This window comes from Shewanella sp. 10N.286.52.B9 (assembly GCF_002873635.1).
Taxonomy (GTDB): domain Bacteria; phylum Pseudomonadota; class Gammaproteobacteria; order Enterobacterales; family Shewanellaceae; genus Shewanella.
On record NZ_MCTY01000177.1, the window covers coordinates 1 to 25320 of the forward strand.

Sequence of the window (25320 nt, forward strand, 5' to 3'; positions counted from 1 at the left end):
AGTTATTAGTGAACAGTGTAAAAAATGCTTAATTAATAATTACCAGCATTATTTGTAATCCCCGACATTTATAATTTCTTTGCGGATTGAAAAACATAGAAATAATTAAAAATATTAGTCTTATCATTTATGAATAGCGTAAACTCAACAGCACTACCGACCCTAAAGTGAGTTAACGCTGATGAGTGTTACTCGTGTTTGCATAAAAAGTAATTAAATGCTTCAAACGCTTATAATATGCCCCTATGATTTAGCCAGTATTAATACTTGGCCAGCTTCCTTTTTAATTTCATAGGGTGGAGCCACCATCGCTTCATTTTCAATACACACGCCAGTCACTAAGTTGTAATGTTGCTTATATAATGGAGAAGCCACACATAACTGACCTTCAACGTCACAAATCAAGCCGCGAGCAAGCAAACTTACCCCTGTCGCCGGATCGATATTATCAATGGCAAACAAACCGTGTTTACCTAAATCAAAAATGGCGACGGCTTTACCTGCAACCCACGCCGCAATCCCCGTGCCTTGAGGTAAGCTTGACTCATTACATACATTCACCCAACTCATACCAACTCCTCCGCAATTTCTGATTCTAATTCTGATTCAATTTCTTTAATCGCAATGTTTCCTGCACCGGTAGACGACATAGCAGGAAAACGCTGCTGACGGGCGCGATGATACAGGTGTGTTTCACCTTCAGGCTGAGCATCAGGGTTAACGAACTCATTAAAACGGGCAAGATATTCAGGTTTTTCAAGACTGGTTTTCCACTCACATTGATAAGCCGCGACCACTTTGGCCATTTGACTATCAAGCTCTGCAGCAAGGCCTAAACTATCTTGTATCACCACCGACTGTAGATATGCTAAACCACCTTCAAGCGACTCCATCCACACTGAAGTGCGTTGTAATTTATCAGCGGTTTTTATATAAAACATCAGAACTCTGTCGATATATTTGACTAAGGTATCGGTATCTAAATCGGTAGCAAATAAATCACCATGACGTGGGCGCATACCGCCATTCCCAGCAACATATAAGTTCCAACCTTTATCGGTTGCGATAACACCAATATCTTTGCTTTGGGCTTCTGCGCATTCTCGAGTACAACCCGAGACTGCAAACTTAATTTTATGGGGCGCACGTAAGCCTTTATAGCGGTTCTCTAAATCAATGGCTGTAGACACAGAGTCTTGAACACCATAACGACACCAAGTACTACCCACACAAGATTTAACCGTACGCAGCGATTTACCGTAGGCATGACCGGTTTCAAACCCGGCAGCAATTAATTGGCCCCAAATACTCGGTAACTCTGATAATTTTGCGCCAAATAAGTCGATTCGCTGACCACCAGTGATTTTGGTGTATAAGTCATATTCTTTGGCTACGGCGCCAATGGCAATTAAACCATCAGGGGTAATTTCACCACCTGCAATTCGCGGCACCACAGAGTAAGTACCATCTTTTTGTATATTGCCAAGATAGGCATCGTTAGTATCTTGCAACTGAACATGACTGCTCTCTTGGTTTAAAACATATTTATTCTGCAATGAAGCAAAAATTGACCCTGCTGCGGGCTTACAAATGTCACAACCAAACGTCGACCCAGCATTGGTACCAGCGTGTTTACCATGGCGAGTAATTAACGTCTCAAAGTCAGTAATGTTTTCAACTTGGCACAAGTGATACAAAGACTGTCTATCCTGTTCAAAATGCTCACAAATGCCAGTATTGCACTCAACCCCTTCTGCTACGAGCGCTTCATCCATGATTTTCTTCACCAATGGCGCGCAACCACCACAGCCAGATGCGGCTCGGGTGCAGGTCTTGATTTCAGCAATGGTATGATTGCCTTTGGTCACTGAAGTGGCGATATCAGCCTTAGTCACTTGATGACAAGAACAAACTATTGAGCTGTCTTTTAATTCAAGCGCCGTTTCATCACCCGTCATTAATAATTCAACCGCATTGCCTTCAATTGCATCTTGCGATAAATACAAATCCAGTAAACGGGCATAATCACTGTTATCGCCCACTAATACTGCGCCTTTAAGATATTGACCCGACTCATCTAACCACAGCTTTTTATATATGCCTGATTGATTGTCAGATAACTCCACAAATTGCGCATTGTCGAAACCGCGGCTTTCACCAATAGCGGCAACATCAACACCTAATAGCTTGAGTTTGGTGCTCATATCCGCACCAGTAAATGCCAATGATGGCGCAGGCGCCTTAGCAACTCCTGCCGCTAAATGCGACACAGCGACTCGCGCCATTTGATAACCTGGGGCAACTAGGCCAAAAATGCGGTTTTGCCATAATGCACATTCACCGATGGCATAAACATCGGGAGCTGAGGTTAAGCAGTTATCATCAATTGCAATGCCGCCGCGATCACCCATTTGCATACCGCTGCTTCTCGCTAATGCATCTTGAGGTCGAATACCGGCAGAAAACACAATCATGTCAGTTTCAAGAAAACTATCATCGTTGAATGTCATGCGGTGCTGTGCGCTCTCACCATCGATAATGGCGGTGGTGGCTTTAGAGGTATGTACTGATACACCTAAGTCATTAATTTTACTTTTTAGTAAGTCACCCGCTTTATCATTTAATTGTACTGGCATTAACTGTGGTGCAAATTCAACAACATGAGTTGTTACGCCAAGGGCCATTAATGCATTTGCCGCTTCAAGGCCTAATAAGCCGCCACCGACTACCACGCCAACTTTAGATTTTTTCGCCGCAGCTTCAATGTCTTGTAAATCTTCTATGGTGCGGTACACCACACAGCTTTCTCTATCGTTACCAGCAATAGGTGGGACAAATGGATAAGATCCTGTTGCAAGGACTAAACTGTCATAGGCTGTCGTTATGCCCGCTTCTGTGGTCACGGTTTTATTGGCGGTATCTAGCACGGTAATTCGGCTATCAAGGTGCAACTTTACCCCCCAATCTTGATAATCCTCAGCGCTAGTTAGCATCAATTCATCGGCACTACCGGTTTCAAAATATTTTGACAGTTGCACCCTATCGTATGCAGGTCGGGGCTCTTCACCAAACACTTCAATATCAAATTGCTGCTGCAACCCTTGACTACATAATTGCTCGATAAAGTGATGACCCACCATGCCATTACCTATTACTACCAGCTTGGATTTTGCATTTGCCATAGAAGGCTCCTTGAATTTTTGTTGAAGCCCTAAAAACAAAAAAGCGCCAGCCTCTGGGTTAACAGAGCTGGCGCCATTGCCAAAAGCCTTCAAATTTTAACTATAAACTGTTTAAACTACACTGTTATAGCGTCTCGATTAACGACGATTACGTGCACGCGCCATTGCATTTAGAAGTTAGAGATTCAAGCTACAGTTTGTCATGATGATAACGCTTGACCTAAACTCTTTATTTCCACGGTTATTTATTTACACAGCGATTTATTAATGCCAGCTAATGCTTCACACAACTTAATTGCTCACACGATCTAGCAAATACTAAGCATTGACTATGCCAACAAACATAAAATCGTAAGTCATTGTAAATATACAAAATAATATATTAGCCTGAAAAGATACTAGGCTATACTGGTCACCACAGGCGCACTCGCACCAAATTGTTGCATTCGGTTCGTCCCTCTTTGATTTGCTTCAATTTGTTTTGCCGCTGCAATGATACTTTTTGCCATTTCAGCTACGGTTACCCCCTTGCTCATAGCCTGTTTTTGGATCAATTCATGCGCTACTTTTTCGCTAATACCCTGCAATTGCAGTAACGACTTGGCTTTTGACACCAGCTTCATCGCGACACATTTCTCATCTAATTGCTTCACTTTTTCGAGCATATTTGAAGCATTATCAAAGCGAATTTTTGCTAGGTTAACTAAAGAGCTTAAGCGTTTTGCTGACAGCTGCTCGGGTACGAAAGTCACCCTGCCACAAAGTAACAAACTGGCTAGATGATTTTCATCCCAATGCTGAGCATTCACAATAATGGGTAAAGCCGTATTCGATAACAAACGCTCAATAAATGCTTGCTGCAAGGGTTGTAACTCATTGGTTAGAAATACTAAACATGATCCGTTTCCTTTAAGCACATTTTGTTCTAGTTGGCTGAGGCTTGTTACTTCTACACATGCCTGAAACTGATTTAGTTGGATTTTATAATCTGTCAGCAATGCATTGTTATTAAATGATGGGTCACAATAGATATAATTAACCATATGCTTAACTCCTTACTGCATGACGAGTTGACGGAATAACGTTATTTTCAATATGTTGCCAAAGGGACGACCCCATGACATTTGAGTCTTGAATGACATATTTATTTCGCTCAAACCAGACTTTTTTGGCATGTTCTAAGGCATCATTAATAGCTAATCCTTTATTACATAGCACATTTACCAGCGCTATCGTGGCGGTGACACTGGCTATCGCTTGCTGTAATTGTGCCGTTGATAAATCGGCCTCAGCAATGTCTTCAGCCCGCCAAAGTTGCGCCAGTACAGCAGCAGACAAATCAGCTTGACCAAGCTTTGCCCCCACAAATGCCTCAAGTTGGGTAGGCAGATTAATCTCTGCAAAGTTAGCTTCATGTTGGCCATTAAAACGCAGTAAACCTACCCGAGTACTGACACGAGGGTTGATTTCTGTCTCCCCCTGCAGGCCTTTAAAAATAGCAATATCTGCCGCTTCTCTTTGGCAGCTATCCTTTGCCAAAAGCGCTGCCACTTGATGATGCAATTTATCTAATCCAGGATGAAAATAACTGCGTAGGCTAAATGCTGCATTACACGGGTTAACGCAGCGAACAGACATTTGAATAAAACTTCGTAAACCCAACTCTTGATGTAAAGCGCGGCAATCATTTAATACTGGAATAACATCTGCGCTGTTAAGGTAAATCAGCCCTGTTTTCGCTAACATTTCTGCGGCAGTTTCGGCGTTGTCACATTTAGGAATATCTAAAGCCGCAATATATGATTCAACATGACGACGATGAGGTAATGATTGACTATCTCCATGTAATACAATGGTTTTACCTTGTTTAGCCAGCATTTTTGCCGCTAATAATAACCAAGGTAACTGCTCGCGCTTACCGGCATATACCGGCCAATCAATATCTGCTTTAATAGTTTTCCACTGAGAAGAAACCAACTGCTTTAGCCCAGACGCTACACCAGCAAGTTCTTCAACTGACTCACCTCGCACTCGCATAAGCATCATCGCTGCCGCCATTTGCGCAGTAGAAATGTCACCACTTGCAAAACCTTTAATCAAGTAAGCAGCTTCAGCAAAATTCAAACTGCGGCTACCTTTAACCCCTTTGCCCATTGCTTTGATGAGCTTACGGCTATCAAAATCAGCGGCATTAAGCATATCTTGCGTTTGTTGCTCAACCATAAGCCACCTCCACAAAATCTGTTGGCTTGGCTTTTATATCAGACAATAAGCCAGCTAATTCTTGACCCACTGCAACCACTTCACCAATGATGATTAAGGTTGGGCCACTGTCTTTAATTAATGTCGCTTGCTTGGCCATATTGCTAACATTGGCATAAGTGATTAACTGATTAGGTCTGCCGCCATTGGTGACAAGTGCCACGGGTAAGTTTGCCTCAGCTTTAACAGACATAAGTCCTGCTGAAATTGCTGCTGCTTGCTCCTTGCCCATGTAAAAAACTAAGGTAGATTGTGCTTCTAATAAGCCTTTCCAATGAGTTGGAGCCTGATCTAGCCCATCATTTGTAATGCGGGTACCAGTGACTAACGTGACTGAACGAGCCATGCCGCGGTACGTTAGCGGAATACCTGTGGTTGAGGCGCAGCCTAAAGCTGCTGTAATACCAGGGGTAAATCGGCTAGCGATCCCTAATTTAGCAAGATACAGAGACTCTTCAGCCCCGCGCCCAAAAATATGCGGATCGCCACCTTTTAAACGTACAACTTTGAGTCCTTGTGTGGCAAGCTTTGCTAGTAAAGCGTTTATATCATCTTGCTTATAACTTGGCTGACCACAACGTTTACCCACAAAGTGGCGCTGACAATCTGCAGAGACTAATGAAAGAATATCGCTGCTGACCAAGCTGTCATAAACCAGCGCCTCAGCTTGAGACACTATTCTGGCGGCTTTAATGGTCATTAAATCTAATTGCCCGCAACCTGCACCGACAATTTCGACATCACCCGAAATCAAATCATTATTAGCGGCTGCGCTATTAAAGTTAATTAGCTTATTCAATGTATGACTCATTACGCCACCTCCTCTTGGGCTGATTTACGTTCTTGCTCTGACAACTCAGTCGTTATCTCAGCTAAAGCAATATGCCAAATATCATTGGCACATTGACCCACTTCACTGTGGCAGCTACCACATTGTCTGCCGCAGCCTAGCTCTGTTTGGGTTTCATCTAACGCCTTATCAAAATCTGCTTGTGTGATATCAGTGTTAATCGCTGTGGCGCTAGTAAAATCAGATGCTAAAGCACGTTTACTGAATACTGCATTATCAAGTTTTTGCAGCATGGCATATTCAATATTGGCTTGTGTGACACCGGTACAGGCACAAATTAGTGGGCTGTTACCAGCTTTAATCAGCTGATGTAATTGACGCATTAATGCAACATCTACTGTTTGACCAATAAGCAAATTCATCGCTTCAAGGGAAACAGCGACCTTTGTGCGACTTAACAGTTTCAGTGATACCAACAAGCCGTTACTGATATTGCAATGCACATGGATAATTTGCTGACTAGCAAGGGAAATTGTCCATTTTAAAGCGTGTACCGTTGACTGATAAGCAAATGCTGCATCTGTATTTTCAAAACCGATGTGATAACAACTGCCAGTGGTTAATGTTTGCTGAACATTCCAGTTCAGGCCTTGCATGTGTGGATCATGCAGACCAAAAACGATCCCTTGCAATGTCACAGCAACTTTAGTTAACGACACGGGTTGGCATTTAAACGCTGGCTGTTTTGAGTAAGGGTCAAACTGACTATCAAGTGGGGTATTAACGCCCTTACCTAACGAGAACTGCTCAGACCAATGCATTGACATAAACCCCAAGTCTGGCGCTTGGGAGTCATCTGCAACCACTCTTGCCACGGCAAAATTGGTTATTGATAAATTGGGGGCAGCAAAAGTTACCAAGTCGTCTTCAATTAATTTTAATTGCGCTAAAGTCGAAGGATGAACAGCAATAACAGGCTCTGGGATACTGGCTCTAAGCGCCGCAATATGACCTGTGCGGGTCATGGTGTGCCATTGATCTCGGCTGCGACCACTGTTTAAGCGTACTTGCCCAGCTGGCAAAGGGGCTATTTGGCAATCTGCAGTGGTTTCAATAAATTGCGCTTTTGATGATGCGGTGGCGAATATGCCATCGGCAAACAATCTTTGCTTATTGCCCCCTATGGCACCATGGTTAGCAGCAGGCCACTGCGTCGGTAGTAACTCATCATATTGCTCATCCGTTAAATCAGCCAAACCGCTTAAATCAAACTGCTTGCCTGGAAAAGATTGCTTTACAAGCTTAGATAACTGGGCAAATTCTTTAAAAACGGCAGCACTGTTTTTAAAGCTAAAACTTTGTTCAAAACCCATCGCTTTTGCGACTTCTGCCAAGGCCCACCAATCAGCTTTTGCAGTGCCTTTAGCTTGTATAAAGCCACGTTGGCGGCTAATCACTCGCTCACTGTTAGTGACAGTGCCACATTTTTCAGACCAACCCTGTGCAGGTAATAACACATCGGCTAATTGCGCAGTCGCAGAGTCTTGTGTTATCTCAGACACCACCACAAAAGGACAGGTTTCTAATGCCGCAGTTATTTTTGCAGTATTAGGCAATGACACCACTGGATTAGTGCCCATAATCCACACCGCTTTAATTGTTCCATCTGCCATAGCATCAAATAATTCAACGGCTGTGAGACCCTTATCAGTCGCGATCACCTCAGACTGCCAAAAATCTCCTAACACTTGACGCTCCGGCTCAGAAAACCCCATATGACAAGCAAGTTGTGTCGCTAAACCGCCCACTTCACGCCCACCCATGGCATTCGGTTGGCCTGTAAGTGAAAAGAAACCACAACCTTCCTTACCAACCTGACCAAGAGCTAAGTGACAATTGATTATCGCATTGCTAGTGTCAGTGCCTGCAATAGATTGGTTTACCCCTTGGCAGCTAGCTGTCATGACTTTTGCGTGAGAGATAAATAACTGATAGAAATCCTGCAACTGAGCAATAGGCACTAATAACGCTTGGGCAAGTGTTTCAACATCAGTGGCTTGACTGGCAACGTGTGCTAAGGTTTGAGTGAAGTTTTCAGTGTGCGCATCAATATATGGCTGATTTAACGCTTCATTTTTGGCAATGAAATTCAGTAAGCCATTAAATAATAACGTATCTGTCCCCGGCGCGATTTGAAGATGTAAGTCTGCTTGGCTTGCCGTAGCAGTTTTAGCTGGGTCAATTACGACAATTTTAGTGCCATAACGCTGGCGGGCTTTAATCATCCGCTGAAATAAAACCGGATGGGTCCACGCTGCGTTTGAACCCACGAGTACTATTACTTGTGCCTGTTCAAAATCGTCATAACAACCCGCTACAACATCCTCTCCATATGCGCGCATGTGCGCACTTACAGCAGAAGACATACAAAGGCGTGAATTGGTATCAACATTCGCCGTGCCAATAAAGCCTTTGGCCAATTTATTAGCCACATAGTAATCTTCAGTTAAAAGTTGCCCTGATAAATAAAATGCAACTGAGTCTGGTCCATATTGCGCAATAGTTTGTTTAAAGGTGTCAGCAATTGTCGTGATAGCTTCAGGCCAAGCAACTGACTTACCAGACTTATATTTGGGATAACGTAAACTATTTGGCTGGACTAAGCTTTCTAATAAACGCTCACCTTTGGCACATAACTGACCTTTATTAGCTGGGTGAGTACGATCACCTTCAAGCTCAAATCCAATGTCGTTAAGACTGCTAGGGGTTACACTTATTCCGCAGCCGACGCCGCAATAAGCACAACTAGATTGGATATTAGACATGCAACTTCCCTTCACTGACTCAAATTCAATGACAATAACGTCGCAAATCTCGTGCCAATTGCTAACTTAATGATTTACAAACCGTTTACAAATAAGGCAAATTTAAAATCGCTACTTTTGTTCAACAAAAGTGCACCAAGCCGCACCAATAACGCACATGTCGTTGAAAACAAAAGAAAATTAATACCACTTTAGAGGTATACCGTATAGGTAGTGTGATAAATGCTAAGCCATGAATTGAATATTCATGTGGAATTATTCTTTGAGCTAATGTCGGCGGAAATATAAAAGTTATTTATAAACAGCAAAACTGGGGCAATAAAAAAGCGCTGAATTTCAGCGCTTTTAAACTTTGCTTAAAGCTAAATAATCATCAGTTATTTAGCAACGCGGCCATCATCATGGCAGCTATCACAAGTCGGTTTTTCACCAACATTCATGTCATGTGGTGCGTGACAGTCTTGACACATTAACATGCCATCATGTGGCGCATGGTTTTCATCCATTTCCGCAAGTGTTCCGTGACAGTCTTGACACTGCGCGAACTCATGCTCACCGTCAGCAGATGGCTCGCCATCAGCATGACAACTTTCACAGCCACCCATTTCAGCGTGGAAATCAGCTAAAACTTCATCTGCAGCGAATGCATTTGATGACAAAGTTACTACAGCTAAAGCTGCTGCAAACATTGCTACAAGTATTTTATTGCTCACTATTATACCCTCCAGTTACGATAGTCAAAAAGGCTCTAATAGAGAGACCTTTAATCGATATCAATTTTCAGAACGACTTTTTTAGGCTCAGTTATAAACTTAGCTAACACTGGTTAATTTAGCAACACTAAATAGTCAGCGGCAAAATTCAATCATCATCTCTGACACCTAAAAAGCGTTACATAATGTATCACCTTGAAAAGAAGGTTATATTAACGAGTTAAAATAAAAAGGGAAGCAATAAAAAAGGAGCTATTAAGCTCCTTTTATAACCAAGATCACATTATTAACTATTTCTAAGGGCGCTAATACGTTTTTCTAGTGGTGGATGGCTCATTAAAAAGTCAGTCATTGAACGTTTACCGTTAATACCTAATGCTGACATTTGCGCTGGCATTGCACCCGTTTCTGGGCCAGTTTTTAAACGCTCTAATGCCGCAATCATCTTATCTTTGCCAGCAAGCTTGGCCGCACCTTCATCGGCTTTAAACTCACGAATACGAGAGAAGTAAGCCACAACCATAGACGCTAAAATACCAAATAACATGTCAAGTACGAAAACCACAGCCATGTATGCAAACATACCAAGACCTTCACCCTCTTCATCATTACTCGCAACGAAGTTATTCACAATACCTGCAACAACACGAGCGGCAAAAATAACGAAGGTATTCACGACACCTTGAATAAGGGTCAAGGTGACCATGTCACCGTTAGCCACGTGGCTAACTTCGTGAGCCAGTACGCCTTCGATTTCATCTTGGGTCATACCGTAAAGTAAGCCTGAACTCACAGCAACTAGCGCGTTATCTTTACTTGGGCCCGTTGCAAATGCGTTCATCTCTTCAGATTGGTAAATTGCCACTTCTGGCATTTTAATCCCAGCTTGCTGCGCTTGACGAGCAACGGTGTCAACTAACCAACGTTCAGTATTATCACGAGGGTTTGTAATAACTTCACAACCCATGGTTTTCTTCGCCATCCACTTAGAGATAGCTAAACTGATAAATGCGCCGCCAAAACCAAACATAGCAGCAAAAATTAATAAACCACTCATGCTTGATGTGCTTACACCAAGCAGAGACATCACAATCGAAGCAACTAGCAAAATGGCTAAGTTGGTGGCGATTAGTAAACCGATACGTAACATTACAACTCCTAACTGGCATTCATGCCGACATAAACTCAACGCCTGAGCTCAATGCTCAAGCTGACTTGAACGCAAAAATATTATTAAACACTTAACGACATAATATGTCCTAAAAAAGATATTTCAAGCGTCTAATAGAAAAAACTGACATAAAATGACAGATTAGTTAAAAATACCATACTAAGCCTAACCTCAGCTAAATGCTTAACTTAGTAGCGGGCAGAGTCTAGGCAGCTAGTATTAATCGAAACTTAAATCTAACCAGCATTTGCTAGAAAGCCTAGTGTTTAGCGGATAGATGGCGATTAATCTTTGTTAATATCGTCACTAAGGAGCAGAACAATAACTAATTTAATTAGTTAGCAATTTATAACCCTCATTCAGCCCAGTATCCCTTTTATTCATAACCTTACCTTGAACGCTGCGAGTGAGTTAACTGTTAAGTTTAGCTAATGGCTATTCATTCATAATGGGGCTTCCCGGTCATTGACATTAATCAGCATGCCGTCAACTTATAAATACCCATTTAAGTGAGTGGAGCACTCATGTCTACATAAGAGTATCAGCCAATAAAAAAGCGTTAAATCCCATAAGAATTTAACGCTTTCTTTATCACTCAATCCAGTGAACTCATTCAGTAAACTGACTCTAATTCATTAAAAAGTGTAGCTCAGTTTAACGTTAAAGTAGCGACCTGGTTGAGAATAAGTCTCTTCGGTAACATCCATGATGTCCATTAAGAATTTTGACTGACCCGCTACATCAGAATATTCGATATATTCTTTGTCAAACAGGTTAAATACGCCAGCGCGTACCGTCCAGTTATCATTCACATGGAAATTAGCCGTCAAATCAAACACTGCGTAACCTGCTGTGTTATAGACCTGATTAAATGTATCCATACCTGGAAAAATATCTAAATTGGTCGTACGGTCCATCTGATCAGCAAAACGCATGGTTAAGCCAAAGTCAGCTTCGGTATTACCCAGGTAAGTATAATAATTTGCCCCTAAATTACCTTTTAACGGACTAACAGAATTAAGGTAATCACCATTTTGATCTTCGCCGTGGGTGTAAGCAATATTACCCCACAGTTCAAATTCATCAGTAAACCAATGACTCATAGACATTTCAGCGCCATAAAGCGTGACTTCATCATAGTTGATATAACGATAATTTAGTGACTCTGGCATAGGGCAGAATAATGGTATATCACATGGGAAATTCATCCCTACAAATTCCCAATCGATGTAATTATCAGCCTGAGTATAGAAAGTGGTGAATTCGTATTGAGTGTCGCCATGATCACCGCGAACACCCACTTCAATGGTGTTACTTGATTCAGACTCTAGGTCGTAGTTAGCCTGAATAATAACCGGAAATGGCATAGCGCCATCTTTGACTTCTAACTCACCCCATTTCTGATCTGGGGTTGGCATTTTGTAACCGTAAGCATATTGCGCATACACATTCACGTTTTCAGTCATGTGATATACAAGGCCAAGTTTAGGCGACCAAAAGCCATCACTCATCGCGGCAAAATCTTCAGGATCACGGCCGGCATCTTCAGCTTGTTGTTGATCAGGGGTGTTCTTGAAATAATCGTAACGCAGCCCCACAATACCGTTTAGTTTGCCGTCTAAAAAGGTCATGTCATCTTGTATAAATAGTCCGGCACGTAAACTTTTAGTATCGGCAAATGAGAAGGTATCGGTTTCCGATGGCGTAGAATTACCATTTTTATCGATATCTTGGTAATCACGAGGGCGACTCATTTCCGACTGCTCTACATCTACACCATAAATGATATTGTGGTCATGACCGGGTAGTGACAATGCCTTACTAAAAGTACTGGCAAAACCAAAACGGTATTCATCAAACTGGTAATCACGGTGCTGCGTTATTGCTCGGTCTGCGCCACTGATACCATTAAAGTAGTCACGTTTTTCACTTTGGTCGGTTTTACCGTAATAGAGTACGAAATCAACATTGTCATGAATGATACGGTCTTTCGTTGAGCGTAAACGTAATGAGGTATTTAACGCTTGAGTTTGGCGGTCATAATCAATTGACTCACCCATGTCACCTTTATCAGCATATTTTTCCCAGCGGTCAAGCTGTTGATTCATGTAATCAACGGTTAACTGCAGGTTAGTATCATCATTAAAGTGATACTTACTTTTTAGTAATAAGCTGTCAGTGACTAAGTCACTATCTGGTAATGTGTTGTAGTAGTTTTGCTGCTCTTCACCACTACGACGTTGATAACTGACTAGGTTATCAAAATCACCTGCTGCAAATGCGCTAGTAAAGCCACCGCTGAACTCATCGTTCATACCTGTGTAGCCGCCATTTGCAGAGAAATAATAATCACTGCCACGTAAGTAATCATCCGCATCTTTAGTGGTCATGACCATCACGCCACCTAACGCATCGGAGCCATACATAGTCGATGCCGCAGTTTTTAACACTTCAACTTGCTTTAAGCCTTCAACTTCAGTTAATCCGCGGCCAGTGCCTTCAGCGCCAGGGCCTAATGGCGATGCATACTGGTTATTAACCCGAACGCCATCTTTAACCATCATCACGCGGTTGCCGCCAATACCACGAATGGTCACCGAGCTTGGCTTACCTGCGCCGCCTTTAACATCAACGGCAGCTTCTGTTCTAAATAATGAAGCAAAGTCGGTGCTCATATTACGCGCTATCGATTCTTCATCAATAACCACAACCGAACCGGCAACTTGATCAAGTGTTTGCTCCATACGAGAACCAGAAATCACAATTACATCATGAAAATTTGAAATAGATTGTTTGATTTCTTCTTGCGATACAATTTCACCAGTATCCGCAATAACTTGAGGGGACAATGCCGCGGCAATCGCGGCACTAATTAACTTGATCGAAAGTTGCTTCATCAACACTATCCTTAAAAAAACCTTAATAGGAATTAATCTCATCTTTAATGGCGCAGGATTCTAGCATGAACAAATTTTCACATAGCGATCATGATCTCAATATTCATTGTTGATATTCAAACTTAAGGGTTTTCTTATTTTTACATTGTTAGCGGTCACGGATATTTAATTAGCTGCAAAATAAAGCCAACAATAATTAACAGTTGAGCATCATTAACAACTCAAGATCCCAACACCCAAAGCGGTTGGCCAATGCCGTAGGGTTTCCATAAGGTTTTAAAGAGAAGATCATAGCGATGTTAAAAATATGCGGGGGAGTGAACAGTAAAAGCCAAAATACATGTTTAAAGGGTAAGTTTACCTTGATGAAACGACTAATCTAAAATCGTATAATATAAATACTCCCATGCGAACTGAACGCTATACATTGGTGGGTATGAGTTGACCTGATGCCAGAAAAACCAAAAGGCGTGTGACAGTGAGCGGTAGTCGTATACCAAGAAATAAAAGGAAATAGCCACTTTTGATGGGTGATATAAATGAAAAGGCCCACCAAGGTATACAATATTACTCTGCGTATTTTTTCTGCCTTGGTAAACTCTGGTGCAAATTCGATGATTTCTCTCCTTGAAAATATCAAATGCTAAAACAACTACTTGTAAGCAAAAAGACAAAGGCTAAAAATCAAAACTTAAGTCTCTATAAGGTCGAGTTATCAATATGCACAGCGGCATTTATAGCTGTTGGCTCACTTAAGTACGGCACATAACCTAAGAATGGCGCTGTCATTAACTCTTTTAAACTTGATAAGTTCTCTTCTATTTCACTCATTTCAGGGTCAACTTGGTTAGCGACCCAAGCTGCAATATTAAGCCCGTCAGCTTCAATGGCCTCTTGGGTTAATAATGCATGGTTAAGACAACCAAGCTTCATGCCCACCACTAAAATAACCCCAACATCATTTTGCTGAGCCAGCTGCTGTACTGATTGCGATAAATATTGGCCTTTACTTAAAGGTAATCTCCAGCCACCAGCACCTTCAATTAATGCAAACTCGGCACTGTTTAGTGCTTCAAGTGGCAATAAATCAACAACGCCACTGGCAGTTAAACTCACCCCTTGTTGCTTTGCGGCAATATGCGGTGCAATGGCGGGTTTAAATGCGATAGGGTTAATTTGATTGTAATCGAGCGTGATAGTTGATTGTTCAATTAGGCTTAGCGCATCGCTATTTCTAAGCCCTGCGTCTGTTTCAATACAACCTGAGGCAATAGGTTTGACGCCGAGGGTTTTAGCTTCTGTGGTTTTAGCGACAGTTATTTTAGCTAGAGCCGTTTTTCTTGTTGCAAGATTAAGTAGCGCCGATGAAATCAGGGTTTTTCCGCTGTCAGTATCAGTGCCAGTAACAAAATAAATCATCGAAATAACCCCTTCACTGTTTATATCCAATTGTCTAAAAATTTAACGCTTACCAAGTTGTAAATAGCTGATGTTATAGCTCAATGGTAAGCCGTTTGCTTCACGTAAGCTTTCCGCTTTATCCATTAACGCGAGCCAATCTTTACGACCGCGCAAACGATTAGTTTTTTTATCCGTTAAGCTTTTATCTTGGTATTCATTCACTGACGCCCCGACCCCTTTAATTGAATACAGTAATGCCTTTAAATCGGCAAAATGTACTTGCTCGGTAGTGGTCTCAGCAGAGAGTATTTGCCATTTTTCGGTATCTATCGCGGCGATAATGTCATCTAAATGACGAAAACTATTATGGCCTAGCCCTAGGGTTTCAAGCTGTGAAAGACTGCCATCACTCACCACGCTAATAAAGGCTTGGCCTTGAGGTTTTATGACTCTATTAAGTTCATTAAATACTTGGGTTAATTCATCACACCACTGCAGAACTAAGTTTGAATAAATACTGTCCATGCTATTTGCAGTTATAGGTAAGTTTGCCGCATCGGCGCAAACAGTGTGATATTGCGGAAAAGACTGCTGCACCACATTTAGCATTTGAGGCGATAAATCAACTGCCGTGACCTTAGTTAGCTGGCAGTGATTTGATTCAAAGTCAGTACCTGGGCCACAGCCTAAATCCAATAAATGCCCGGTTAAACCTGCTTTTTTATCGGCATTATACTCAGTATTAGCAAGTTTTATTAACCTGCTAGCCGTGATGCGCTGTAATACATCGTGTTGTTTATAGGTAGCTGCAGCTTGGGAGAATTTAACCGCTACGGGGTTATCTAGATTCATTAATATTCTCTTGGTAACTGCACTGCTAGTGCATCAACTAATTGGGTTATTTGCTCGGCATTATGGCTGGCATTAATGGTCACTCTCAGCCTTGCCTGCCCTTTAGGCACTGTTGGCGGCCTGATTGCCCCGACCTGTAAACCTTGTTGCTTTAATGCCTTTGCTATTGCTAAAGTTCGTTCACTGTCACCGATAATTACAGGCTGAATGGCGGTTGTTGACTCTGTTAGCGCAATGTTTTTAGCATTACAAAGCGACCTAAAGAAGGCAATATTGGCAAACAATGTTGATGCTTTATCAGGTTGCGACTGAGTTAAATTAACCGCTGTTAACGCTAAATGAGCACTGGCAGGTGACAGTGCGGTTGAATAAATGTAATGCCGTGATTGCGCCACCATATAATCAATAATTTGCTGTGACGCTAAAACGCAGGCGCCTTGGCAGCCGAGGGCTTTACCAAAGGTAATGACTTGAATATCGCATTGTGGTGTAACTGCCGCTCTGCTGACGTTAAAGCGATTGCTAGCAAGCTCTTCATAATTGATTCCAAAACCATGGGCATCATCAACCACTAACCAACTATTATGCTGCTTACACAAGTTCGATAACGCATCTAATGGCGCACGATCGCCATCCATACTAAAAACGCTTTCGGTAAATAAGGCGCTATTAGGAAATCGATTAAGTAACTGCTCTGCATGGGTTATATCATTGTGTTTATAGCGCTTAAGTGCAGCGCCGCTGTCTTTTACACCGTCTATCACTGATGCATGAATAAGCTTATCAGCAATAATCACATCGCCTGCTTCAAATAAGGTTTTGATTAACGCTTGATTGGCACTAAATCCAGAGCAAAATAATAGCCCTGCTTCATGACCGGTCAGCTCACATAAACCTTGTTCAAGCTTTAGGTGGGCTTCACTGTATCCAGATACTAATGGCGATGCTTTACTGCCAACACCATATTTTATCGCGCCAGCATGAATAGCGGCAATCATCTCAGGATCATTGGCCAGCCCAAGGTAATCGTTGTGACTGAAATCAATAATATTGGGAATTGTTGGAGCTAAGTTGTTAGCCGATGCCTTGTCTAACTCAGCTAACTTTCTTTGCCTCAGCAAGCCATCAGTTTGCAGCTGCTGCAAACGATGACTTATTCGTGATGATATTGGGTGATTTGCCATGAATACTGCCTTCTACTGACAAATGTGCATCTCTTTATAACGCCGCGGCATCAAAGAATTGTTGCGTTGCTTTATCTTTTTTTGCATTGGCTTTAGCCAATAACGCAGTGTCAGATTCAATGTCAGCTGATGGTCCTTGCTCAGGATGTAGCCCTAAACGTCTAAATAGGCTCATATCATCGTTTTCTTCAGGGTTGGGTGTCGTCAGTAACTTACAACCGTAGAAAATAGAGTTAGCACCAGCAAAGAAACACATAGATTGTAATTCATCAGTCATGCTTTCACGCCCAGCTGATAAACGCACTCGAGATTTAGGCATAATAATACGTGCAACGGCAATGGTGCGCACAAATTCAAAGGGATCTAAGTCATCTATCTTTTCAAATGGCGTACCTGCAACTTTAACCAACATATTAATCGGTACTGAATCAGGATGCTGCTCTAAATTAGCTAGCTGTTGTAATAAACCTGCTCTGTCTGTCGCTTTTTCGCCCATACCGACAATACCGCCAGAACACACTTTCATGCCTGACTGACGCACGTTGGTTAAAGTATCAATACGGTTTTGATAAGTACGGGTGGTGATCACATCGCCATAATATTCAGGTGAGGTATCAAGGTTGTGGTTATAGTAATCAAGACCTGCTTTGGCAAGTTCGTCAGACTGTTCTTTTGACAGCATACCCAGTGTCATACAGGTTTCCATGCCTAATGCTCTTACATCTTTAACCATTTGGGTTAAATATGGCATATCGCGCTCGCGAGGGTTACGCCATGCAGCGCCCATACAAAAACGTGATGCTCCCGCTGCTTTCGCGCTTTTGGCTTCGGTGATGACTTTTTCGATTTCCAATAAACGCTCTTTTTCAAGACCGGTATCGTAACGGGCACTTTGAGGGCAATACTTACAATCTTCAGGACAAGCACCGGTTTTAATTGATAATAAACGACTAATTTGTACTTCATTAGGATCAAACGTCTCACGATGAATACTGTGGGCTTTAAACAGTAAATCGTTCATTGGTAAAGCAAATAACGCTTCTATTTCAGCTTTGGTCCAGTCATGACGGATAGCTAATGATGACATTGATTAATCCTTTGTTATTCGTTTTATATTCACTTTATATTGGGTTAGGATACCTTCAGCACGTAAACTGTCAATGCTATCGCGCATTACACCTTGACTAACGGTTAAAATATGAACAACTCATTTTATCAGCAAGCATCCCAGACAATCGATTCTCAAGCTATAGACTTTGAGTTTGATAAACAGCATATTTGGCATCCCTATACTTCGATGAGTCAAGCTGCCAGCGTAACTGGAGTCCATAGTGCCGATGGGTGTGAACTGACCTTAAGCAGCGGTCAAAAGGTCATTGATGGCACCAGCTCTTGGTGGGCCTGTATTCATGGCTATAACCACCCAGAAATTATTGAGGCGATGCAGCAGCAGCTCACGACCCTAAGCCATGTAATGTTTGGCGGTATTACCCACGCCCCTGCAGTTAACCTCTGCAAGCAATTAGTGGCGATGACCAGCCCCAATTTAACCAAGGTTTTTTTAGCCGACTCTGGCTCTATTGCCGTTGAAGTGGCCATTAAAATGGCCATGCAATACTGGCAAGGTAAACAGCTACCACAAAAGCAGCGTTTATTAACCGTTAAGCGTGGTTATCATGGTGATACCTTTGCCGCGATGAGCGTCTGCGATCCTGATAATGGCATGCATACCATGTTTAGCGCAGCGGTTACTGAACACCTTTTTGCCCCAGCGCCACTATCTGTTTTCGGTGAAGCTTTAAAGCAAGGTGATACTGATGCGCTTGAGGCGATTTTAGCAGAGCATCATCAAGATATTGCCGCCATAATTATTGAACCTGTGATGCAAGCTGCTGGCGGAATGCATTTTTATTCAGCCGAGTATTTATCTGCCATTAGAACCTTATGTGACCAGTATCATGTCCTGCTCATTCTTGATGAAATCGCTACGGGATTTGGCCGTATCGGCAAGTTATTTGCTTATGAATATGCCAATATCGAAGCCGATATTTTGTGTTTAGGTAAAGCCTTAACCGGCGGTTACATCAGCTTAGCCGCCACACTATGTAGTGATGAAGTCGCCAAAGGCGTCAGTGACTCCCCTGCTGGTGTGTTTATGCACGGACCAACCTTTATGGGCAATCCGCTAGCATGCGCTGCAGCCAGTGCCAGTATGAGTATTTTACAAACTGGCGCATGGCAACAACAGGTCAGCGATGTTGAGTTGCAAATGAAGACTGAACTTGCTGAAGCTATTGATTATCAGCATGTGGTGGATGTCAGAGTATTAGGCGCAGTAGGCGTAATTGAAATGGATAGCGTGGTTAACACGGCTAAATTGCAGCAAGACTTTATTGAGTTAGGTGTGTGGATAAGACCTTTTGCCAACGTGATATACATTACTCCGCCTTATACTATTACCAAAGAGCAACTGACGACACTAACCCAAGCCATGAAAACTATTGCCGCAAATATTACTCAAGAGCAAGCCGCTGCAGATAGCTTTAGTAATGGTTAGCTGGGGTGTAAATAAGTTGGTTGATTGACGTAAAAGCAGTGTAAAACTGATAGCGCTATGACAGTGAGAGTGTACTCATAGCGCTTTTTATATTCTGTATTAATCCACCAGCTCGATAGCTAAACTCTCAAGTAAGTTTAGCGCTTCAAAACGTGAGAACTTAGCTTGGGCAATGCGGTTTTGTAGCACATCGATAGTAAAGTCAGTTGAATCACTAAAGTCGACAGCTTGTAGATTGGTTTTCATAAAAATACTATTCGTAACATCACAAAAAGTCATGGTGGAATTGGCAAAGTCACCATTACGAAAATCAACATCATGCAGCTTGCATTCAATCAGCTTTAACTCATTTAGTACTAAGCCAAAAAATGAATTGTCATTAAGAATACAACGGCTAAAGCTTAATTGTGCATCACGATGAAATGACGGCCAATCCGCTTTAGTCCAATCAATACCCACCATTTTGCAGTCATTAAAATCTACCTCAAAAAAACGGCTACGGGGCACCTTAATTAAGCTCAAATTACAGCGATTAAACGTACAACTTAAAAACTTAGTATTTTTTAATACTGCTTCAGTAAAGTCGCAATCATTAAATTCACACTCTTCAAATTCACAGCCCTCAGTTGAGTCTATGGGTTGTTTATTGAAGCTTTTATCAAAGTACTGCTCATGTGTGACGATCTGACTCATTAAAACCCCATGCTCGATTATTCAAACTTGAGGCGTATTTTATAACACTTGCCCTGATAACAGAGAAAATAGCGCAAAAATATTATTAAGACCCCACTGATTGCTACGGCCTCACTAAAAATAAGCAAAAAAACCGATAGTGGTTAAGTAAAAAAACTTACTCACTATCGGTTACCTTGATACCGAATACTTACTTATCTAATTTAGAAGCGATAATTAAAGCTTACTGTATATGCATCACGGGTTTCACCTTTGTTATACAGCACACTTAAATTGTAATGTTTACCAATTTGCTTATTAAAGCCGACTAGATAAGCCCATTGGTTCAACTTAACACCTACATCGAAAGTAAACTCACGGTTCAACTCTTCAACAAAACCTAAATTACCTTCCATGTTAGCTTTTAATGCTTGATATTCTGCACCAACAAAAAACTGAGTACGGTAATCCAGTAACTGGTAACCCAACATAGGTTGCACGGTGAGAATACCGTCGCCCCAATCCTGGCCACTTAATTTAGTGAACGAATAGGTACCTGTAACTGAAGCAAAAAACTCCCTATAACCCACCGAAAGTGTGGTACCTGCGCCCACTAAATCATAATTAAGTTCCAAAGGAACATCAAAACGGGTTGGCTCACAAAGTGGTACTCCGACTTCAGCAGCAAAGGCACAAGCAATATCAGCTTTAAACTCTGAGCCTAATTTATCGACAAACACATCACGAATATTACCGGTATACTGGGCATCGATAACCGCATCGACTTTAATTTTACCGACTAATGCATACACATTCCAAAATGGAAAAATATTTAAATCGGCCCTTAGGGACACACTTTTAGCGTCTACGGTTCCGAAGGTGGTTTCTGGGTCAAAAAACTCGTCTAACTCCAACCCCATAATATCAAATGAAGTGAAACCTACATCCATACTTTGATCTCGATAGGCGACTGAAATACCGTAAGGTAATGGCACATCAATCCCTTGTTGACGCACCAAGTCAGCAAGTATTGGGAACATCGCTTGTAGCTCTACTTTTTCTTCTCGCATGCGCGGATCTGAAACCGTTGCGAGTAAGTCAGCATCAATCACCACCACGGCATCTTGATTATCATATAAAGCAATTGTGGTAACCGTTGTAGTTAAGGTGATCGGTTTGTCTTTTTTAGTGCCCTTGGCAATTTCAATTTTCTTTTTGATATAAGGCTTACCGTTTTCCAATTCAGTAAAATAAATCGTTTGCGAATAGTCTTTAACTTTCACGCCTTCGTAATCGAAGTCTTTTGAATTGGTAATCTCCATTTTAATTGGCTTGCCGTCTTTAGCCGTGATGGATACCTGCATAAAACGAAAATAAGCAATGTTTTGCGGAAGTTGGTATTTGGAGTAGTTAAAACGAATCACCACTTCTCCATTAGCCTTTTCTGCCACCTTAACTGATGACTCATCATAGCTTTTAGCGTATTGGCGCAAAAGGTACTCGGTTTTTGTCAGATTTTCGATACGTGCAATGACATCTTCGTCTTTATCTAACTTAATTGGGTCATATTTAATTCTTAAATCAATATTGCCTTTAGTGTCAGTACTTTGGACTAAAAATATGTCCGACGTTGTTTGTTTCCCTTCAAACTCAGTGACTCGAGATGCATGTTCAACCAAGTTTTCACCTTGGGATAACGAACTCATTCCAAATTTTGGGAGGTCATCAGAAAGACCATACTTTTCAAATACACTCACCCCCTTAGGGACGCTAATAAACTCTAAATTATTGATATCTTCACTAGCAATTTCTTCACTAAAAGCCACATTACTTAGTAACAATGAACTCACAACTAAACTTGAAACTTTTATTACCTTGTTAAGTCTGAAAAATCCCACCTTTGCTAGAACATAATTAAACGTTATTCCGTTTAACGATCTTTTATTAGTATCCATATAAGCGCTACCTAATTGATGCATAAAGTCATTTTTATCGTTCCCTTACATAAATTGTATCCCCTTTTAACAAAAAGACAACTATAGCCCACCACCTTTAACACTTACTTGGTATGAATTACCTTCTCTAACGATTTAAGTTTCCCTTCAAGTTAAGTTTTAAACTTCGCTAACGCTAAAAAGGATAGTACATTCCCACCGATATATAATCGTCGTTACTATTGCTACCATCGGCGTTTTTACCGTTATCAACCATGCCTTCAATAAAGGCAAAAAAGCCCAGTGACGGTACGTTGTAATTAAGGGTGATGATGATTAAATCGAGCTCATATTGGCTAGCTTGGTTCTGCTCTGCAATATCGTAATTATCCGGTTCGATATGATTCCAACCGATCATTGGAGTCCAATTTCCTATGTCTCGGCTCAGTGCTATTTCGTAGCCTTTACCTTCAAAAATTTGATTACTGTTGTCTTGATACATGCCTTCTGAATGTGCGGCTACCGCAGATAAATACCAGTCACCCATGGTTGAACTAAAAGAAGCTGCTATGGCCCTAGGGTTACTGATCCTAATACCTTTCCCTTCAGCCTCGTCATTAACATACGCTAAGCCAAAGGTGAATTTGTCTACATCATAAGCATAAATAACACTGGCCGCTTCACCGCCTTTAGCAGTTAGAGTGACTTCATTACCGTCATCATCTAATACTGGCATATCTTCATCGTCTTTAAGCACTGTGGTGTCGTCTATAAACTGCCCTTGAAGGTTAACCGTTAAACTATGATTATCGAAATCGAACGGCTTATTCCAAAAAATACCGTTATCGACTCTACCCGTGCCACTTAAGCCACCATCACCGTATACATAAGTTGATGATGCCAGCGCCGAATAAACATTAAACCTATCGGTTACCGAGGTGACGGCCGTATAAGCTCCCATTCTTTTACCAATAGACAGCTCTCCCCATTTAGTGTGCTGAGCAGCAAAGAAACCTTGCCTGAGTGACATAAACTCATTCCTGCCATCACTTAGCGAGATTGCATTATGACCAACGTTGTAACTATCAATGCTATTGCGGGCTACCGCATTAATATACCACTCAAAAAAACCTCTAAATTTTAGGTCTGAATTTACCGAACTGCTAAAATCAAAATGTAATCGAGAGCCGTTATCAAACACAGTGGTGGTATTGTCACCATCGTTAGTGTCACTATTGATAACACCTAATTGAATATTGCCACCGACGTCTAAATTTAATAGATCAGACTTATAAACTTCAACTGCCTCTAGCGGTAACACGGTTACCAGTAAGCAAGCCCCTAATAATTTTTTCATCATCTCAATGACACTCCCATTTGTAGTCATTTTGGCGAAATCCTTCTCTGTGACTAATTTTTCGCCTCTTTATAAATGTAGCTAATTTTTCGCAACTATAAAGATACACAAGAAATTGTTTTTATTTTTTATTCAATAAAAGTCGTGAGAAGAGCGATGAGAATAAGAGTAATGAGAGTAATGAGAAAGAATTATCGGTTGTTACCTAAAGCGAGCCAGCGCTATTTAAGTAAACCTTGCTCAGCGGCGCTGATTAACTGTTTTTCAAGCTCAGTCCATAGACTATGACTACCTTTAGCGATTCGATCACCATTCAATGACATGACTTGCTGCTTTGAAATATTATGCTTTTTCCAACTATGACCACCGCCATGAATGTTATGCAGTAACGGCGGCACTCTATCAATGGCTTTAGCGAATATAGCATCGGCAGTTTTACCTGCTTCGAACTCAAGCCAAAGCTGTAAATATTCGTCAGCTAAATATTCTGGCAAGGTTTTGAATAACCGCTCTACTCCTTGCTGCTCCGCAATCGAATGCGTATTGCTGCTGGCATAAACTATGGTATCGCCTGCATCGATTTCACCAAAATCATGCAGTAGTAGCATTTTAATCACCCGATTGATATCAACGGGTTCATTAGCAAACTCTTTTAACATCAGCGCACTAATGCACACATGCCAGCTGTGTTCAGCTGAATTCTCATAGCGTTCTAAACCTACAGGTTTAGTATTAGGTGTTACCGACTTTAACTTTTCTATTTCTACAATAAATTCAACAATGCCTTTGATCTCATTCAAACATCCTTGTAAATGAATCCCATAATATTCAGTGAGCATTAGTATTCTTTGGTGAGGAAAATCCTTTCAGGGCTACCAGGAAAAGCTGCCACACTGCCGACAACTTTAAAACCCAGCTTTTTATAAAACTCTGGCGCTTGGTAATCTAAGGTATCCAGTTGGGCAACAACACAACCCCTTTTCTTGGCTTCCAGTTCTGCCGATGCCATTAATTGACGGCCAAGACCTGAGCCTCGGCTTGCTTTGTCGACCCAGAGCACTTCAATAAGAAAGTTTCTGTATATAGTTCGCCCTGCTATCCCACCTATAATAGTGCCTTGTTCATCACGACAAACCACAGATAAGGGCTTGGTTTCTTCTGGCCCCATATGTTCATATTTGTGCTCTCTAACCCCTGCGACTAGGGTGTCAAAAATAACGCTATCTTCTTGATGGTTTACTTCTAACATCATTTGCTGGCCTCCAAGCCAATATCTTGGGTTATTCAAACTAAATTAGCTTAGCCTTCGAATTTAATGTGAATTTTATTGCCACTGAAACTCGCCTTAAAGCCATACACCTGTAATTACTTAACTCATTTTTGCAACTGACTCACTCCATGTCCTTGTTTATAGCAGTCTTCAATATTTTTACACATTAAGCCTGGTTATCAAATTGTTAAATCCATCGTTTACTAAAATATCTACGGCCCAACTTTAACGCAAACAGCTTTATCTACCCCCT

The 25320-nt window shown here is 41.5% G+C and carries 19 protein-coding genes; 1 reads left to right on the forward strand and 18 read right to left on the reverse strand.

Annotation, left to right across the window (positions count from 1 at the left end; genetic code table 11):
* Positions 1-243 precede the first annotated feature (243 nt).
* The 13 genes from nirD to bioB all read right to left on the reverse strand — a co-directional run bounded on the left by nirD (position 244) and on the right by bioB (position 18364).
* The gene (gene nirD / locus BCU91_RS12235; RefSeq protein WP_102531569.1) at positions 244-570 is read right to left on the reverse strand and encodes a nitrite reductase small subunit NirD; all 327 of its coding nucleotides are present in this window, start codon (positions 568-570) and stop codon (positions 244-246) included.
* The gene (gene nirB, locus BCU91_RS12240) at positions 567-3182 is read right to left on the reverse strand and encodes a nitrite reductase large subunit NirB (protein WP_102531570.1); all 2616 of its coding nucleotides are present in this window, start codon (positions 3180-3182) and stop codon (positions 567-569) included. Before nirB ends, nirD begins: the two co-directional genes overlap by 4 nt.
* Before the next feature lie 398 nt (positions 3183-3580).
* Positions 3581-4225, reverse strand: a complete 645-nt coding sequence (locus BCU91_RS12245; RefSeq protein WP_102476412.1) for an ANTAR domain-containing protein — start codon at positions 4223-4225, stop codon at positions 3581-3583.
* Positions 4226-4229: 4 nt separating this feature from the next.
* Positions 4230-5405 carry a glycosyl transferase gene (locus BCU91_RS12250; protein WP_102476413.1) on the reverse strand — a complete coding sequence of 392 codons (1176 nt, stop codon included), beginning with the start codon at positions 5403-5405 and terminating at the stop codon, positions 4230-4232.
* On the reverse strand, positions 5398-6255 hold the full coding sequence (cobA, locus tag BCU91_RS12255; RefSeq protein ID WP_102438001.1) for a uroporphyrinogen-III C-methyltransferase: 858 nt from the start codon (positions 6253-6255) through the stop codon (positions 5398-5400). Before cobA ends, BCU91_RS12250 begins: the two co-directional genes overlap by 8 nt.
* Positions 6255-9059: a nitrate reductase gene (locus tag BCU91_RS12260; RefSeq protein ID WP_102531571.1), complete on the reverse strand. Its 2805-nt coding sequence runs from the start codon at positions 9057-9059 to the stop codon at positions 6255-6257. The genes cobA and BCU91_RS12260 overlap by 1 nt, the downstream gene beginning before the upstream one ends.
* 377 nt (positions 9060-9436) lie before the next feature.
* On the reverse strand, positions 9437-9772 hold the full coding sequence (locus BCU91_RS12265) for a cytochrome c3 family protein (RefSeq protein ID WP_102438005.1): 336 nt from the start codon (positions 9770-9772) through the stop codon (positions 9437-9439).
* A gap of 286 nt (positions 9773-10058) precedes the next feature.
* Complete coding sequence (gene htpX, locus BCU91_RS12270) at positions 10059-10922, reverse strand: protease HtpX (RefSeq protein WP_102438007.1); 864 nt, start codon at positions 10920-10922, stop codon at positions 10059-10061.
* A 656-nt stretch (positions 10923-11578) separates the two neighbouring features.
* The gene (locus tag BCU91_RS12275) at positions 11579-13840 is read right to left on the reverse strand and encodes a TonB-dependent hemoglobin/transferrin/lactoferrin family receptor (protein WP_102531572.1); all 2262 of its coding nucleotides are present in this window, start codon (positions 13838-13840) and stop codon (positions 11579-11581) included.
* Between the two features lie 699 nt (positions 13841-14539).
* Complete coding sequence (gene bioD, locus BCU91_RS12280; RefSeq protein WP_198589311.1) at positions 14540-15256, reverse strand: dethiobiotin synthase; 717 nt, start codon at positions 15254-15256, stop codon at positions 14540-14542.
* 45 nt (positions 15257-15301) lie between these two features.
* Positions 15302-16093: a methyltransferase domain-containing protein gene (locus BCU91_RS12285; RefSeq protein ID WP_102438013.1), complete on the reverse strand. Its 792-nt coding sequence runs from the start codon at positions 16091-16093 to the stop codon at positions 15302-15304.
* Complete coding sequence (locus BCU91_RS12290; RefSeq protein WP_102531573.1) at positions 16093-17277, reverse strand: 8-amino-7-oxononanoate synthase; 1185 nt, start codon at positions 17275-17277, stop codon at positions 16093-16095. The genes BCU91_RS12285 and BCU91_RS12290 overlap by 1 nt, the downstream gene beginning before the upstream one ends.
* Before the next feature lie 34 nt (positions 17278-17311).
* Positions 17312-18364 carry a biotin synthase BioB gene (gene bioB, locus BCU91_RS12295; protein WP_102438017.1) on the reverse strand — a complete coding sequence of 351 codons (1053 nt, stop codon included), beginning with the start codon at positions 18362-18364 and terminating at the stop codon, positions 17312-17314.
* 111 nt (positions 18365-18475) lie between these two features.
* Between bioB and bioA the strand changes: the two genes are divergently transcribed.
* A complete protein-coding gene (gene bioA, locus BCU91_RS12300; RefSeq protein WP_102531574.1) occupies positions 18476-19834 on the forward strand; it encodes an adenosylmethionine--8-amino-7-oxononanoate transaminase in 1359 nt (452 codons plus the stop codon).
* A gap of 99 nt (positions 19835-19933) precedes the next feature.
* Here the strand turns inward: bioA and BCU91_RS12305 are convergent, their stop codons facing one another.
* The 5 genes from BCU91_RS12305 to BCU91_RS12325 all read right to left on the reverse strand — a co-directional run bounded on the left by BCU91_RS12305 (position 19934) and on the right by BCU91_RS12325 (position 25049).
* On the reverse strand, positions 19934-20527 hold the full coding sequence (locus BCU91_RS12305) for a pentapeptide repeat-containing protein (protein ID WP_102531575.1): 594 nt from the start codon (positions 20525-20527) through the stop codon (positions 19934-19936).
* A gap of 203 nt (positions 20528-20730) precedes the next feature.
* A complete protein-coding gene (locus BCU91_RS12310; RefSeq protein ID WP_198590463.1) occupies positions 20731-22356 on the reverse strand; it encodes a hypothetical protein in 1626 nt (541 codons plus the stop codon).
* Between the two features lie 280 nt (positions 22357-22636).
* Positions 22637-23827: a porin gene (locus tag BCU91_RS12315; protein WP_102531576.1), complete on the reverse strand. Its 1191-nt coding sequence runs from the start codon at positions 23825-23827 to the stop codon at positions 22637-22639.
* 191 nt (positions 23828-24018) lie between these two features.
* Entirely contained in the window at positions 24019-24636 is a 618-nt protein-coding gene (locus BCU91_RS12320) for an HD domain-containing protein (RefSeq protein ID WP_241904080.1), read from the reverse strand.
* Positions 24636-25049, reverse strand: coding sequence for a GNAT family N-acetyltransferase (locus BCU91_RS12325; protein ID WP_102476424.1), 414 nt, complete (start codon positions 25047-25049; stop codon positions 24636-24638). Before BCU91_RS12325 ends, BCU91_RS12320 begins: the two co-directional genes overlap by 1 nt.
* Positions 25050-25320 lie beyond the last annotated feature (271 nt).